The sequence below is a fragment of the Streptomyces durhamensis genome, assembly GCF_000725475.1.
Taxonomy (GTDB): domain Bacteria; phylum Actinomycetota; class Actinomycetes; order Streptomycetales; family Streptomycetaceae; genus Streptomyces; species Streptomyces filipinensis.
In genome coordinates, this window is record NZ_JNXR01000014.1 from 213,113 (window position 1) to 228,428 (window position 15,316).

The 15,316-nt window shown below is 74.1% G+C and carries 12 protein-coding genes; 9 read left to right on the forward strand and 3 right to left on the reverse strand.

Features of this window, described 5'->3' with window-relative positions; genetic code table 11:
• Positions 1-32 precede the first annotated feature (32 nt).
• From IO33_RS0121700 to IO33_RS0121710, 3 genes are all read right to left on the reverse strand, one after another.
• On the reverse strand, positions 33-950 hold the full coding sequence (locus IO33_RS0121700) for an aminoglycoside phosphotransferase family protein (protein ID WP_031167495.1): 918 nt from the start codon (positions 948-950) through the stop codon (positions 33-35).
• A 61-nt stretch (positions 951-1,011) separates the two neighbouring features.
• A complete protein-coding gene (locus IO33_RS0121705) occupies positions 1,012-1,521 on the reverse strand; it encodes a ferritin-like domain-containing protein (protein ID WP_031167497.1) in 510 nt (169 codons plus the stop codon).
• Complete coding sequence (locus tag IO33_RS0121710) at positions 1,518-2,021, reverse strand: hypothetical protein (protein WP_031167499.1); 504 nt, start codon at positions 2,019-2,021, stop codon at positions 1,518-1,520. Before IO33_RS0121710 ends, IO33_RS0121705 begins: the two co-directional genes overlap by 4 nt.
• Positions 2,022-2,329: 308 nt before the next feature.
• Here IO33_RS0121710 and rimP point away from each other — a divergent pair, with 308 nt between their 5' ends.
• The 9 genes from rimP to IO33_RS0121755 all read left to right on the forward strand — a co-directional run bounded on the left by rimP (position 2,330) and on the right by IO33_RS0121755 (position 15,260).
• The gene (gene rimP / locus IO33_RS0121715; protein ID WP_031167502.1) at positions 2,330-2,857 is read left to right on the forward strand and encodes a ribosome maturation factor RimP; all 528 of its coding nucleotides are present in this window, start codon (positions 2,330-2,332) and stop codon (positions 2,855-2,857) included.
• A 2-nt stretch (positions 2,858-2,859) separates the two neighbouring features.
• Complete coding sequence (gene nusA / locus IO33_RS0121720) at positions 2,860-3,846, forward strand: transcription termination factor NusA (protein ID WP_031167504.1); 987 nt, start codon at positions 2,860-2,862, stop codon at positions 3,844-3,846.
• Between the two features lie 122 nt (positions 3,847-3,968).
• Complete coding sequence (locus tag IO33_RS47580; protein ID WP_078963826.1) at positions 3,969-4,265, forward strand: YlxR family protein; 297 nt, start codon at positions 3,969-3,971, stop codon at positions 4,263-4,265.
• Positions 4,266-4,410: 145 nt separating this feature from the next.
• Positions 4,411-7,491 (forward strand): translation initiation factor IF-2, encoded by a 3,081-nt coding sequence (gene infB, locus IO33_RS47585; RefSeq protein ID WP_078963828.1) that lies wholly within the window; start codon positions 4,411-4,413, stop codon positions 7,489-7,491.
• A 192-nt stretch (positions 7,492-7,683) separates the two neighbouring features.
• Positions 7,684-7,977: a DUF503 domain-containing protein gene (locus IO33_RS0121735; RefSeq protein ID WP_031167509.1), complete on the forward strand. Its 294-nt coding sequence runs from the start codon at positions 7,684-7,686 to the stop codon at positions 7,975-7,977.
• Positions 7,978-8,028: 51 nt separating this feature from the next.
• Positions 8,029-8,481: a 30S ribosome-binding factor RbfA gene (gene rbfA / locus IO33_RS0121740; protein WP_031167510.1), complete on the forward strand. Its 453-nt coding sequence runs from the start codon at positions 8,029-8,031 to the stop codon at positions 8,479-8,481.
• Positions 8,478-9,383 carry a tRNA pseudouridine(55) synthase TruB gene (gene truB / locus IO33_RS0121745; protein ID WP_031167511.1) on the forward strand — a complete coding sequence of 302 codons (906 nt, stop codon included), beginning with the start codon at positions 8,478-8,480 and terminating at the stop codon, positions 9,381-9,383. Before rbfA ends, truB begins: the two co-directional genes overlap by 4 nt.
• Before the next feature lie 257 nt (positions 9,384-9,640).
• A complete protein-coding gene (locus IO33_RS45980) occupies positions 9,641-14,173 on the forward strand; it encodes a hypothetical protein (RefSeq protein WP_425347971.1) in 4,533 nt (1,510 codons plus the stop codon).
• A gap of 139 nt (positions 14,174-14,312) precedes the next feature.
• Complete coding sequence (locus IO33_RS0121755; protein ID WP_031167516.1) at positions 14,313-15,260, forward strand: bifunctional riboflavin kinase/FAD synthetase; 948 nt, start codon at positions 14,313-14,315, stop codon at positions 15,258-15,260.
• The last annotated feature ends 56 nt before the right edge of the window (positions 15,261-15,316 follow it).

A 15,316-nucleotide genomic window follows, 5' to 3' on the forward strand; every position in this document is an offset into this window, starting at 1 on the left:
CCCGGGTCGCCACGGCCGGCAGCGCGGCCGGCTCACAGCCACCCGGCGAACTCCAGCAACAACTCCCCGTCCTTCGGCCGCCCCACCCGAAGGGCTCGCACCCCCGACTCCACGGCCCGGAACAGCGTCCACCCGCGCAGCCGCTCCTGGTCCACCTCCAGCGACTCCGCGAGCCGCTTGACGCGCCGCCGGACGATCGCCGCTCCGGACGGAGCCGCGATCAGGTCCTCCACCCGGTCCCGCACCAGCCGCGCCAGATCGAACGCACACTCGCCGACCACCGGATCCGGCCCCACCGCGAGCCACGGCATCCGCTCCGCGGCGAGCACCTTGCTCTGCCGGAACGTGCCGTGCAGCAGCAGTCGCTCGGGCGGCGCGGCCACCAGCTCCTCGCGGGCCGCGAGCGCCGCGTCGACCAGCGCCGCCGCCTCGGGGGCGGCCTCGGCGCCCGCCCGCATCGCCGTCGCCTGCCGGCCGGTGCGCTCGGCGACGGTCTCGAAGACCGGACCGGCCGGCGGCTCGACCCACAGCCGCCGCAGCGTCCCCGCCGCCTCCAGCAGTGCCTTCGCCTCCGGCAGCGACCGCACCGACACATCCGGGTGCAGCCGCTCCAGCAGCAGCACGCCCGTCTCGGCGTCCGCGGCGTCCGCGGGGGCTCCTTCCAGCAGCTGGACGGCGCCCAGTCCGGCCCAGTGCGCCAGCGCCGCCCGCTCGCTCTCCGGGCGGCCCCTGGGCGGGGCCAGCTTCAGCACGGCAGGGGTGCCGTCCGCCCGCCGTACCAGCACCACCAGGCTGCTGCGCCCGCCCGGCACCTGGACCCGCTCCACGGTCAACCCGCGCCCGGCGACGGCCCGTTCGGCGATCGCGGGCAGCTCCGCCAGCCAGGCGTCCTGGGCCGGTGCCGTCTCACCGAGCGCCCGTACCAGGCGCGGCGGCGGTTCGAAAGCCATGCGCGAGTTGTTCCCTTCCAGTCCGGATCCTGTCGTCAGGGTCGTACGGGCGCTCACCGGGTCACCGTGACGGTGCCACCGAGGCGGAGGCCGACGGGGCCGCGCCGGCCGCGCCCGTCCCCTCGTCGGCCCGCTCGGCGAGCCCAGGGAAGGCTACGCTCTCCCCGCTCCAGCGCACCGCGCGCACCGCGGCCTCCCGCAGCGCCGCGGCGGCCGTACCGCGCCGGGCACCCGTCGCCGCCCGCACCAGGTCCGCGTACGCGCCGGCCAGCCCTTCCTCCAGCCGGGCGGCGAGCCGTACGGCCGCGGCCGGGTCCGGCACCGGGAACGGCAGCGCGTACGCGGCGTTCGCGGCGACCGGCTGGCCGCCCAGGTCACGGACGTCGAGGATCAGCGCGTCGCGGTGCGCCCGGTGGGCGTCGTACGCCGCCCGCGCCTCGCTCCGGCGTGCCGCGTCGACGCGCCCGCCGACGACGCCGTACCCGTACACCGCCGCGTGTTCCGCCGCCAGCGCCGCCTGCAGCGCGGTCAGCTCGGCCGCCTTCGCCTCGTCCTTCGCCCCGCCGCTCACTTCGCCGCCTCCGTCAGCAGGTACGCGTGCGCGGCACCCGCCGCCGCCACCGACGCCAGCAGCCGGGCCGTCTCACCGGGCACCTCCAGCAGGGCCTTGGCGCGCCGGTCGGCGAGGCTGCGCTCGTCGGCGGCCAGCCCGGCGAGCGCCTCCTTCTCGGTGGCCGGGACGGGGGCGGGGGAGGAGGACGCAGAGACCGGTGCCGACGGTGACGCGCCGTCCGTGAAGGCCGCGGCGTGGGCCGCGACCTGGGTGCGCAGCGGGCGCAGCCGCTCCGCGAGCCCCGGATGCGCGGCGAGGACGGCGTCGTACCGCTCCAGCAGCGTCCGGCTGTCCCGCGCCGCACGCGCGCGTGCCCGTGCCGTCCGCGACGGGCCGCCGCTGCCGCCCGAGTCCGGACCGGCCGAGCAGCCCGTCAGCAGGGCGGCGCCGGCGGCCGAGGCGAGCAGGGATCTTCTGCGCGGCCCCGAGGGGGTGCGCAGGGGTGGGGGGTACGGCACGGCTGACGTCCTCGGGGGCTCGTACGAACACACGGGCGGGCATTCATACCGCGCCGCCGTGATCACGGTACCCGCGAGGTCCGTCGACTCATGTCACCGGCTCAGTGGACCCACCCGAGGGGCGCGAGGAACTGCGCGACAAGCCACAGGACACCCGCACCCGCCGAGGAACCGCAGCCCCCCGAGCCGGCAGGCGCCCGGCGCCACCGCCGGAGGCACTCGCACGCAACACCCCCCGCGACCGGATACCCTTTGACCAGACACGCGACCCATCCCACAACAGCACACGCGGCCGAGGAGTCACCCGGATGAGCACCACCCAGAGCGAGAGGCTGCGAGAGCTGCTGGAACCGCTCGTCACGTCCCAGGGGCTGGATCTCGAAGAGATCGCCGTGGACTCCGTCGGACGCAAGCGGGTGCTGCGCGTGGTCGTCGACTCCGACTCCGGAGCGGATCTGGACGCCATCGCCGATGTGAGCCGTGCGCTCTCGGCGAAGCTCGACGAGACCAACGCGATGGGTGACGCGGCGTACGACCTGGAGGTCGGAACCCCCGGCGCGGAGCGCCTCCTCACCGAGCACCGGCACTTCGTGCGCGCCGTCGACCGGCTCGTGAAGTTCCAGCTGACCGAGGGCGGCGAGCTCCTCGCCCGGATCCTGCAGGCCGACGAGGACGGTCTCGACGTCGAGGTCCCCGGGGTCAAGGGCCGCAAGGCCACCACCCGCAGACTCGGCTTCCCGGAGATCGCCAAGGCGCGTGTGCAGGTCGAGTTCAGCCGCAAGGACAAGACCGACAAGACGGACAAGCAGAACATGAAGGAAGAGGAGGAGGCGTAGCCGTGGACATCGACATGAGCGCCCTGCGGGGCTTGGTTCGGGAGAAGGAGATCTCCTTCGACCTGCTGGTCGAGGCGATCGAGTCGGCCCTCCTCATCGCCTACCACCGCACCGAGGGAAGCCGCCGACACGCGCGCGTGGAGCTCAACCGGGAGACCGGGCATGTGACCGTGTGGGCGAAGGAGGACCCCGAGGACCTCGAGGAGGGCCAGGAGCCCCGAGAGTTCGACGACACCCCGTCCGGTTTCGGCCGTATCGCCGCGACCACCGCCAAGCAGGTGATCCTGCAGCGGCTGCGCGACGCCGAGGACGACGCGACGCTCGGCGAGTACGCGGGCCGCGAGGGCGACATCGTCACCGGCGTGGTCCAGCAGGGCCGCGACCCGAAGAACGTGCTCGTCGACATCGGCAAGCTGGAGGCCATCCTGCCGGTGCAGGAGCAGGTGCCCGGTGAGATCTACCCGCACGGCATGCGCCTGCGGTCGTACGTCGTCCGGGTGGCCAAGGGCGTCCGCGGGCCGTCGGTCACCCTCTCCCGGACGCACCCGAACCTGGTGAAGAAGCTCTTCGCCCTGGAGGTGCCGGAGATCGCCGACGGCTCGGTGGAGATCGCCGCGATCGCCCGTGAGGCCGGTCACCGCACCAAGATCGCCGTACGGTCCACCCGTTCGGGCCTGAACGCCAAGGGTGCCTGCATCGGCCCGATGGGCGGCCGTGTGCGCAATGTCATGGGCGAACTGAACGGCGAGAAGATCGACATCGTCGACTGGTCGGACGATCCGGCCGAGATGGTGGCGAACGCCCTGTCACCCGCTCGGGTGAGCAAGGTGGAGGTGGTCGACATGGCCGCCCGGTCCGCCCGGGTGACCGTGCCGGACTACCAGCTGTCGCTCGCGATCGGCAAGGAGGGCCAGAACGCCCGCCTCGCCGCCCGGCTCACCGGCTGGCGCATCGACATCCGTCCGGACACCGAACAGCCGGCCGGGTAATCGGCCGTCGCCGGGGGTCCGGCCGGGAACAGATCCAAGCCGTAGGTCGCTTGGTTTACGACAACAACCGTTCGATCTCTGCCCCAAAGGGGTGAGGTCGGTGCGGGGAGGTAGACTTAACGGTGTCTGGCCGGACGCACGCCCGAGCATGCCCTGAGCGCACCTGTGTGGGGTGCCGGGAGCGGGCGGCCAAGAACGATCTCCTGCGGATCGTGAGGATCGAGGACGCATGCGCCCCCGATCCTCGCGGTACGCTGCCCGGCCGGGGTGTCTACGTGCACCCCGCCCTGGTCTGTCTCGACCAGGCGGTACGCCGTCGGGCGTTCCCGCGGGCACTGCGCGTCCCGGGGCCGCTCGACACAAAGGCGTTGCGCCGATACGTCGAGCAGACAACAGTTGCCGAGCAGGCAACACCGTAAGACGTGCCGCACGGAACCCCGTGCGGCCTGGTACCTCGCGAGTCGAAAGCAGGTCGAGATTGCGATGAGCACTCGATGAGTACGCGATGAGTACGCCCATGAACTAGCGACGGTCCGGCTTCAACCCGGACCTCAAAGGAGCGAAGTGGCTAAGGTCCGGGTCTACGAACTCGCCAAGGAGTTCGGTGTCGAGAGCAAGGTCGTCATGGCCAAGCTCCAGGAACTCGGTGAATTCGTCCGTTCGGCGTCTTCGACCATCGAAGCGCCCGTTGTACGCAAGCTGACCGACGCCTTCCAGGGCGGCTCCGGCAAGTCCGCCGGCAAGCCCGCCCCGCGCAAGGCCGCCCCCAAGCCCGGCGCGCCCTCTCCGGCGCAGGCGGCGCGTCCGGCTGCCCCGAAGCCGGCGGCCCCCAAGCCTCCGACGGCGCCCGCTGCCCAGCAGCCGGCCGCCCCGGCGGCGCCCTCGGCGCCCGCCCCGGGCCCGCGTCCGGTCCCGGGCCCCAAGCCCGCGCCGCGTCCGGCTCCGGCCGCCCCGGAGTTCACCGCTCCGCCGGCCGCTCCGGCCGCCCAGACCCCGCAGGCCCCGGCCGCGCAGGGTCCGCGTCCCGGTGCCCGCCCGGGTGCCCCGAAGCCCGGTGGCCGTCCGGCTGCCGGCCAGGGCCAGGGCCGTCCCGGCCAGGGTGCCCCGCGTCCCGGTGGCCAGGCCCCGCGTCCGGGTGCCCGTCCGGCCGGTCCGCGTCCGGGTAACAACCCCTTCACCTCCGGTGGCTCCACCGGCATGGCCCGTCCGCAGGCCCCGCGCCCGCAGGGCGGTCCCCGTCCTGGTGGCCACGGCGGCCCCGGTGCCCCCGGCGCCGGTCCCCGTCCGCAGGCGCCCGGTCAGCAGGGTGGCGGTCCCCGTCCCCAGGCTCCCGGTGGGCACCCCGGCGCCTCCGGGCGTCCGTCGCCGGCCGGCATGCCCCGGCCGCAGGGCGGCCCGCGTCCCGGCCCGGCCGGTCCGCGTCCGAACCCCGGCATGATGCCGCAGCGTCCCGCTGCCGGCCCGCGTCCCGGCGGCGGTGGTCCCGGTGGCCGCGGTCCCGGTGGCGGCGGTCGTCCCGGTGGTGGCGGCGGCGGTCGTCCGGGTGGCGGCGGCTTCGCCCGTCCCGGTGGCGGCGGTGGCGGCTTCGCCGGCCGTCCCGGTGGTCCCGGTGGCGGTGGCGGCGGCGGCTTCGCCGGCCGTCCGGGTGGTCCCGGCGGTGGCGGCGGTGGCCGTCCCGGCTTCGGCGGCCGTCCCGGTGGTCCCGGTGGCCGTGGTGGCACGCAGGGCGCCTTCGGCCGTCCCGGCGGTCCCGCGCGTCGTGGCCGCAAGTCGAAGCGGCAGAGGCGCCAGGAGTACGAGGCCATGCAGGCCCCGAGCGTCGGCGGCGTGATGCTGCCGCGCGGCAACGGCGAGACCATCCGTCTCTCCCGCGGCGCGTCGCTCACCGACTTCGCGGAGAAGATCAACGCCAACCCGGCGTCGCTCGTCGCGGTCATGATGAACCTCGGCGAGATGGTCACGGCCACGCAGTCCGTCTCCGACGAGACGCTGCAGCTCCTCGCGGGCGAGATGAACTACGCGGTTCAGATCGTCAGCCCCGAGGAGGAGGACCGCGAGCTGCTCGAGTCCTTCGACATCGAGTTCGGCGAGGACGAGGGCGACGAGGAGGACCTGGTGGTCCGTCCGCCGGTCGTCACCGTCATGGGTCACGTCGACCACGGTAAGACCCGGCTCCTCGACGCCATCCGCAAGACGAACGTCATCGCGGGCGAGGCCGGCGGCATCACCCAGCACATCGGTGCCTACCAGGTCGCGACCGAGGTCAACGACGAAGAGCGCAAGATCACCTTCATCGACACCCCGGGTCACGAGGCGTTCACCGCCATGCGTGCCCGTGGTGCGAAGTCGACCGACATCGCGATCCTGGTCGTCGCGGCCAACGACGGCGTCATGCCGCAGACGGTCGAGGCGCTCAACCACGCCAAGGCGGCCGACGTGCCGATCGTGGTCGCGGTCAACAAGATCGACGTCGAGGGTGCCGACCCGACCAAGGTGCGCGGTCAGCTGACCGAGTACGGCCTGGTGGCCGAGGAGTACGGCGGCGACACGATGTTCGTCGACATCTCCGCCAAGCAGGGTCTGCACATCGACTCGCTGCTGGAGGCCGTGATCCTCACGGCCGACGCCTCGCTCGACCTGCGGGCCAACCCGGCCCAGGACGCGCAGGGCATCTCGATCGAGTCCCGCCTCGACCGCGGCCGCGGTGCCGTGGCGACGGTCCTCGTCCAGCGAGGCACGCTGCGGGTCGGCGACACGATGGTGGTGGGCGACGCCTACGGCCGCGTGCGCGCCATGCTCGACGACAACGGCAACAACGTCGCCGAGGCCGGCCCGTCGACGCCGGTCCAGGTCCTGGGCCTGACCAACGTCCCGGGTGCGGGTGACAACTTCCTGGTGGTCGACGAGGACCGTACGGCCCGTCAGATCGCCGAGAAGCGTGCCGCCCGTGAGCGCAACGCGGCCTTCGCCAAGCGCACGCGCCGCGTGTCCCTGGAGGACCTGGACAAGGTGCTCAAGGCCGGCGAGGTCCAGCAGCTGAACCTGATCATCAAGGGTGACGCTTCTGGTTCCGTCGAGGCCCTGGAGTCCTCCCTGCTCCAGCTGGACGTCGGCGAAGAGGTCGACATCCGCGTCCTGCACCGCGGTGTCGGTGCGGTCACGGAGTCCGACATCGACCTGGCGATGGGCTCCGACGCCATCGTGATCGGCTTCAACGTCCGTGCGGCCGGCCGCGCGGCGCAGATGGCGGAGCGCGAGGGTGTGGACGTCCGGTACTACTCGGTCATCTACCAGGCGATCGAGGAGATCGAGGCGGCCCTGAAGGGCATGCTCAAGCCGGAGTACGAAGAGGTCGAGCTCGGTACGGCGGAGATCCGCGAGGTCTTCAAGTCGTCCAAGCTGGGCAACATCGCCGGTGTCCTCATCCGCTCGGGCGAGGTCAAGCGCAACACCAAGGCGCGCCTCATCCGCGACGGCAAGGTGGTCGCGGAGAACCTCAACATCGAGGGCCTGCGTCGCTTCAAGGACGACGTCACCGAGATCCGCGAAGGCTACGAGGGCGGTATCAACCTCGGCAACTTCAACGACATCAAGGTCGACGACGTCATCGCGACGTACGAGATGCGGGAGAAGCCGCGGGCGTGACGCCCACGGTTCGCGCTGGCCGACGGGACTCCGGTCCTGTCGGCCAGCGCGCCGTTCCTGGGCTCCTGACGCAGCCCAGGGTGCGGTAAAACCCCGTCGAGCCTCCGGCAGGAACGGGGTACCGTTCTTGATGACCCCGGCCACACGGACCCGGGGCCATCGATCCCGTACCGGCGGGTGAACCGGCTACACATGTACGTGGGGACTCTGTCCTTCGACCTCCTCCTCGGCGACGTCCACTCGCTGAAGGAGAAGCGCTCCGTCGTCCGCCCGATCGTCGCCGAACTCCAGCGGAAGTACGCGGTGAGCGCGGCAGAGGTGGACCACATGGACCTCCACCGGCGAGCCCTCATCGGCCTCGCCATGGTCTCCGGCGACGCGGCGCACCTCACCGACGTACTGGACCGGTGCGAACGGCTGGTCGCCGGCCGCCCCGAGGTCGAGCTGCTGTCCGTGCGACGGCGCTTCCACGGCGAGGACGACTGACGACCAGACCCAACACCAGAGCAAGCAGAAGAAAGAACGGGAGACGGACCAGTGGCCGACAACGCGCGGGCGAAAAGGCTGGCGGACCTCATCCGGGAGGTGGTGGCCCAGAAGCTGCAGCGCGGGATCAAGGACCCGCGGCTCGGCTCGCACGTCACCATCACGGACACCCGGGTCACGGGTGACCTGCGGGAGGCGACCGTCTTCTACACGGTCTACGGCGACGAGGAGGAGCGGAACGCGGCGGCAGCCGGCCTGGAGAGCGCCAAGGGCATCCTGCGCTCCGAGGTCGGCCGTGCGGCGGGTGTGAAGTTCACCCCGACCCTCACCTTCGTCGCGGACGCCCTGCCGGACACCGCCCGGACCATCGAGGACCTCCTCGACAAGGCCCGGCAGTCCGACGCCGCGGTGCGCGAGGCCTCCGCGGGCGCCAGCTACGCGGGCGGCGCGGACCCGTACCGGAAGCCGGCCGACGACGAGACGGACGGCGACGCCGCGGAATGACCCAGAAGCACACCACGCCCGACGGCCTCGTCATCGTCGACAAGCCGTCGGGCTTCACTTCGCACGACGTGGTCGCCAAGATGCGCGGGATCGCCAGGACCCGCCGCGTCGGCCACGCCGGCACCCTCGACCCGATGGCGACCGGCGTCCTGGTCCTCGGGGTCGAGCGCGCCACCAAGCTCCTCGGGCACCTCGCGCTGACCGAGAAGGAGTACCTGGGCACCATCCGCCTGGGCCAGAACACGGTCACCGACGACGCCGAGGGCGAGATCACCTCGTCCACCGACGCCTCCAAGGTGACCCGGGACGCCATCGACGCCGGCATCGCCAAGCTGACCGGCGACATCATGCAGGTCCCGTCCAAGGTCAGCGCCATCAAGATCGACGGCGTACGGTCCTACAAGCGGGCCCGCGAGGGCGAGGACTTCGAGATCCCCGCCCGGCCGGTGACGATCTCCTCCTTCGCGGTGTACGACGTCCGGGACGCCGTCGCCGACGACGGCACCGCGGTGCTCGACCTGGTCGTGTCCGTGGTCTGCTCGTCCGGCACGTACATCCGTGCCCTGGCCCGTGACCTGGGCGCCGACCTGGGCGTCGGCGGTCACCTCACCGCGCTGCGCCGGACCCGCGTCGGACCGTACAAGATCGATACGGCGAGGACACTGGACCAGCTCCAGCAGGAACTGACCGTGATGCCGATCGCGGAGGCCGCCGGGGCCGCGTTCCCCCGCTGGCAGGTGGACGACCGGCGCGCCCGGCTGCTGCTGAACGGCGTCCGGCTGGAGATGCCCGACGAGTACGCCGGCGCCGGACCCGTCGCCGTGTTCGGCCCCGAGGGCCGTCTCCTCGCGCTCGTCGAGCAGCAGAAGGGCAAGGCCAAGAGCCTCGCCGTCTTCGGCTGAGGCCCCTGCCATGGGCGCTGCCCGTGGAGCGGCGGCCGGCCACGGGGTGAGCCCCTGCCGCCGCTCCACGGTCCCCCCCTCGGTTCCCCCACCTCTAGGGTTATCCAACAGCCCCCGCCTATTCACCCGTCCGGGCAGGCGCTCGGAGTGAACCGGGGGAGCGGAAGGGGGCGCTTTCGCCACGCGATCTGTCCCGTCGATCACCGCGCGCCTACCGTCGGGACACAGGGCACGCGGGTACGGGCGGAGGTACGGCCATGGCGGGACGGGGCCCGAGCACCGGAAGCGGTCGCGGGGCGACGGCGGACGGTACGGGGGAACCGGCGTACGGCTTCCCACGGGAGGCTCGGGACCGCGGGGACGCCAGGGGCGCCGCCGCCCCTGCCGCCGACGCCGGCTGCACCACCGGCACAGCCGGCACCGGCTACACCACCGGTACCACGGGCTTCGGCCTCACCGGCGCCGATGACACGGGTATCGGCGGCACCGGCCCGACCGGCACCACGTACACCACAGGCACCAGCGGTATCGGCCCGACCGGGACCACCTACACCACGGGTACGAGTGGCGTCGGCGGCGTCGCGGGCCTCTGCGCCCCCACGGCCGGCGACAGCCCCGCGCACAGCGACAGCCCCGGCCCCGACCCCTCCCTGGTCCGGATCAGCGACCTCGCCGGACGTCCCCGGGGCGTCGGCTTCCTCGCCGATCACCAGGGCACCCTGCTCACCGGCCACGAGTCCGTCGACGGCCTGCCCCGGCTCGTGCTGCACACAGCGGCCCACCGCTCCTGTGTGGTCGACGCGGACGCCGTCACCCCGCTGCCCACCCTCGGCCTGGCTCTGATCCGCACCCAGGGCCTGGGCGTGGACCCGCTGCCACTGACCGTGCGGGAGCGCATCGACGCCGGAACATACGTACGGCTCCCGGCGGGCTGCTGGCGGGAGGCGCGGGTACTGGCCGCGACCGAGGTGACCTACACCGCCACCGACCGCGTCCACCTCCTCCGGGACGCGCTGGAGCTGGCCATCGGCACCGCCGGCCAGGACGCGCTGCGGCCGGGCGGCGGGGCGGCCGGGGGACCGGTGCTCGACGCGAGGACCGGCGCGGTGGTCGGCGTCCTCGGCACCGCCCTGCACTCGGCCCGGCGCGACACGGGCTTCGCGGTGCCGCTGCGGCCCGCCGCGGGCCCCCTCGCGGAACTGCTCGCACGCAACGAGGCCACCGTGCCCGCCTACGGCGCCGACCTCAACCTGGCCGCCCTCCTGCAGCTGACCGCCACCTCGGTCGGCCAGGACGGCCCGCGGGGCTTCCTCCCCGGCGCGCTGGAACCGGTCGAACGCGCCGACATCGTAAGGGAGTTGGACGCCTTCACGGACGGCGACCGGGCCGTGCTCGGGCTCGTCGGCGCTCCCGGCAGCGGCCGTACGACGGAGCTCGCCGCACTCGCCGCTCGGCGAGGACACGGCGAGCGGGCCGCCCCGACGCTGTGGCTGCGCGGAGCCGATCTGGAGGACACCGACGACTGCGTGGCCGACGCGGCCGGCCGCGCCCTGGAACGGGCCGCCCGGATCGTCGCCGCCGCCCGCTCGGTCCATCCCGCCGACCTGGGCGACCTCGGCCCCGAGCACCTGGCCCGCCTCGCCGCCCGGACCGGCCGCCCGCTCCTGCTGCTCCTCGACGGCCCCGAGGAGATGCCCCCCGTCCTCGCCCACCGGCTGCCCGAGTGGACCGGCGGAACGGCCGCCTGGCTGCGCGCGACCGGGGCACGGCTGGTGGTGGCCTGCCGGGAGGAGTACTGGCAGTGCGCGGGGGCGCAATTCCCCGCCGACCTGCTGCACACCCCACCGCCCCCGACCGCTACCCCGGCCCCGGCCACTGCGACGGCTTCCACGCGGATCCCTTCGACCGACCCGTGGCGCGGCGGAGCCCCCACCACCCCGCCCGGTGCTACGCCCGGCATGACCCCAGCCGAGCAGGCCGCTTGGACGGCTCCCACGGATCTCGCCCCTTCGCCCGCGTCCGCCGCTTCCGGGGGCCTGTTCGTGTCGGCTGGTGCGGCGGGTTCTGGGGTTTCGGCCGGGTCCGGGGGTTCTGGGGTTCCGTTCGTCCCGGCTGGTTCGGCGGCCTCCGGGGCTTCCGCCGGTTCCGGGACTTCCGGGACTTCCAGCGTCCCCGCTGGGCCGGTGGCCGGCGCGGCTCCGGGCGACCAGGTCGGTTCCGTGACTGCCGGGGCACCCGCCGCCCCGCGTGGTTTCGCGGCCCCCGCAGCGCCTGCCGCCTCCGGTGCGTCTGCCGCTTCCTTCGCGATGCCTGCCCCCACTGGCTTCGGTGCGCCAGCCGCTCCCGTCGCGAGGCCTGCCCCCGCGGCGTCCGCCGCCTCCGCTGTGCCCGCTGCCCCTGCTGTGCCCACCGCCTCCGGTGAGCCCGCAGCCCCCTACGCGAGGCCTGCGCCCGCTGACTTCGGGGAGCCCCGCGCCCCCTTCGTCACGCCCACCCCCACTGTGCCCGCCGCTCCCTTCGTCACGCCCACCCCCACTGCGCCCGCCGCTCCCTTCTCCACACCCACCGCCACCGCGTCCGCCGCCCTCTTCGCCAGGCCCGGTGCGCCCGCGCGGACAGAACCGCCGGCTCTCCTCCCGCCCTGCGTCCGTCTCCCCGATCTCACGGTGGGCGAGGCGTGTCTCGCGCGGGCCCGCTACTGGATCCCGGACGGGGTCCTCGCCGGCCGCGAGGCCCGGCATCCGCTGACCCTCCGTCTGCTGTCCGAGGTCCGCGCCGCCGCGCCGGACATGCCGGTCGCCGGGCCGGTGGACCGGCACGAGGTGTTCGCGGCGCACCTGGACCTGATGTGCCTGCGGATCGCGGTCCGGCTCGCCGCCGGGAGCGGTCTGCGCGGCACGGCCGTACGCCGGCTCGCCGCACGCGTCGCCGGCCAGGTGCACGAGGCCGCCAGGCGCAGCCTCGGACCCGGGCAGGGCGAGCTGGACCGGGAGTCCTTCGAAGAGGTGTTCCCCTGGGGGATCGCCCCGGCCCGGCTCGGCGGCGGCACCGGCTGGGCGTCCGCCGTGCTCACCGAGGGCCTGCTCGTCCCGGCCGGCGACGGCTACCGCTTCGCGCACGAGGAGCTGGCCGACTGGATCCAGGGCATGCACCTCGACCTCGACGAGGCCCTGCACGCCCTGGTCCACCGCACCCGCACACCGGGCGAGCCCCGGCCCGTGCCCGTGCCGCACCACCGCGTCGGCCCCGTCGTGCAGGCCCTGCTGCTCCTCGCCCGGCAGCACGGAGACCATCAACTCGCCGGCAAGCTGAGGGACTTGATGGAAGCCCTCGACCGGGACCCCGGCTCCTGGTGGGCCGCCGGGCTGCTCGCCCGCACCCTGCTCCAGGTCCCGGACGCGACGCCGTACACCGAGGAGCTGCGGCTGCTCGCCGACCGCATCGTCGGCTGGCGCCGCGCCCAGCGGCCCGTACCGGCCGAGTTCGGCCCCGCCTTCTGGACCGAGCTTCCGGTCCCCGACACCGAGCGGCTCGACCTGCTGCGCCGGCTCGTGCTGGCCGACCAGGCACCCCCGGAGGCCGGCGAGCGCTACCTGGACGCCGTCGCCCGGCTGCTCGCCGCCGCGCCCGCCGTCGTACAGCCGGGCCTGACGCGCTGGTTCGACGACGAACGGCCACTGCCCGCGACCCCGCACGCCACCGTCGCGACCGCCGCACAGGCCCTGCTGCACACCCACCGGCACGGCGCGCTGGACGACCTCACCGAGATCCTGGTGGCGAGCGCCCACCGGCGCGCCGACGAACTGCTCGCCACCCTCGCCGAGGACGAGCCGTCAGCCGTCTGCCGGGCCGTCGACCGCTGGGCGCACGACGAGCGCCCCGCCCGGCGCGTCGCGGCCGTGGCCTTCGGGCTGCGCGCCGCCCCGCACGTCCGCTCGGCGGCCGACCGCGAACTGCTGCGCTACGCCGCCCTCGCCCTGCTCGCCCGCCCCGCCGACTGCACCCTGCACGGCGGCGCCCTCGCCCTGCTGGTCCGCGACCCGCACAGCCGCGACCGGCACCTCGCCGAGGCCCTGCGACACTTCACCGACGGCGACCCGCAGTTCCCGCCGAGTGCCCTGGCCCCCGCCCTGAACACCCACCGCGAACAGGTCCTGGAGGCCTTCCGCGCCCGGCTGCGCGGCCCGCACCCGGACGAGGCGCTGGGCACCCTCACCGACGTCACCACCCCGGCCCTCGCCCGCCTCGTCCCGGCCCTGCTCCGGGAGGCGGTACGGCTGCACCCGCAGACCGCCGGGCGCATCGCCGCCCACGTCGACCGCCGCCTGGCCCAGGGCCCCACCAACCGCCCGGTCCTGCTGCCCCTGGTCACCGGGCTGCTCGACGACGCCCCCGAACAGCTCCGCGCGGCCCTCGCCACCGTCCTGGCCGCCCCCGCCACCCCCGCCTCCCGCCCCCTGCGCCGCGAGCTGCTCGAGTTCCTGCTCGCCCGGGAACAGCACCCGTACGTGCTGGACGCCGTCCTGCACACGGCGGCGGAGCACGGCGACGGCCGGGCGGAGGAGGAGGCCCGCGGGCTCGTCCACCGCACCGGCCTGCTCCTCGTCCGCACCCCCGAGGGCGCCACCCACTTCGACCGCGCCCTGGTCGACCTGGGCCGGCAGGTGCCCGGCTTCGCCGCCCGGATGGCCCGCTGGCTGGCCGCCGCCCCCGGGGACTGGGCCGCCGTCGTGGGCCCCAGCACCCGCCGCATGCTGGAGAACCTGGCGGGCATACGCGTACCGGCGTGAGCGGCCCCGGCGGGCAACGGCTGACGTGCGCCCGGTCACAGCCCCGACACCGATGCGGGCCCGGGGCACCCGGCATGGCACCCTTAGATCTGCACAGAGGTCAAGGTAGACACGGACACGGGTTCGAGGAGCGGTCACAGTGCAGCGCTGGCGTGGCTTGGAGGACATCCCCCAGGACTGGGGGCGCAGCGTCGTCACCATCGGTTCCTACGACGGCGTCCACCGCGGCCACCAGCTGATCATCCAGCACGCCGTCGACCGCGCCCGCGAGCTGGGCGTCCCGGCCGTCGTGGTCACCTTCGACCCGCACCCCAGCGAGGTCGTCCGCCCCGGCAGCCACCCGCCGCTGCTCGCCGCGCACCACCGCCGTGCCGAGCTGATGGCGGACCTGGGCGTGGACGCGGTCCTCATCCTGCCCTTCACCACCGAGTTCTCGAAGCTCTCGCCCGCCGAGTTCGTCGTGAAGGTCCTGGTGGACAAGCTGCACGCGAAGGCGGTCGTGGAAGGCCCGAACTTCCGCTTCGGCCACAAGGCCGCCGGCAACGTCGAGTTCCTCGTCGAGCAGGGCAAGGTCTACGACTTCGAGGTCGAGGTCGTCGACCTGTACGTCACCGGCGCGGCGGGCGGGGGCGAGCCGTTCTCCTCGACGATGACGCGCCGCCTGGTCGCCGAGGGCGACGTCGAGGGCGCCCGCGAGATCCTGGGCCGCCCGCACCGCGTGGAGGGCGTGGTCGTGCGCGGCGCCCAGCGCGGCCGCGAACTGGGCTTCCCGACGGCCAACGTGGAGACGCTCCCGCACACCGCGATCCCCGCCGACGGCGTCTACGCCGGCTATCTCCACGTCCAGGGCGAGGCCATGCCGGCCGCGGTCTCCGTGGGCACCAACCCGCAGTTCGACGGTACGGAGCGCACGGTGGAGGCGTACGCCATCGACCGTGTCGGCCTCGACCTGTACGGCCTGCACGTCGCCGTCGACTTCCTCTCCTATGTGCGCGGCCAGGCGAAGTTCGAGTCGCTGGAGGCCCTGCTGGAGCAGATGGCCGCGGACGTGAAGAGGTGCCGGGAGATCATCGCCGCCGAGGCGTAGAGCCGGCTTTCCCAGGGCTTTTCGCGCGACGAAAGGGCGGCCGGTGCGGAGAACGC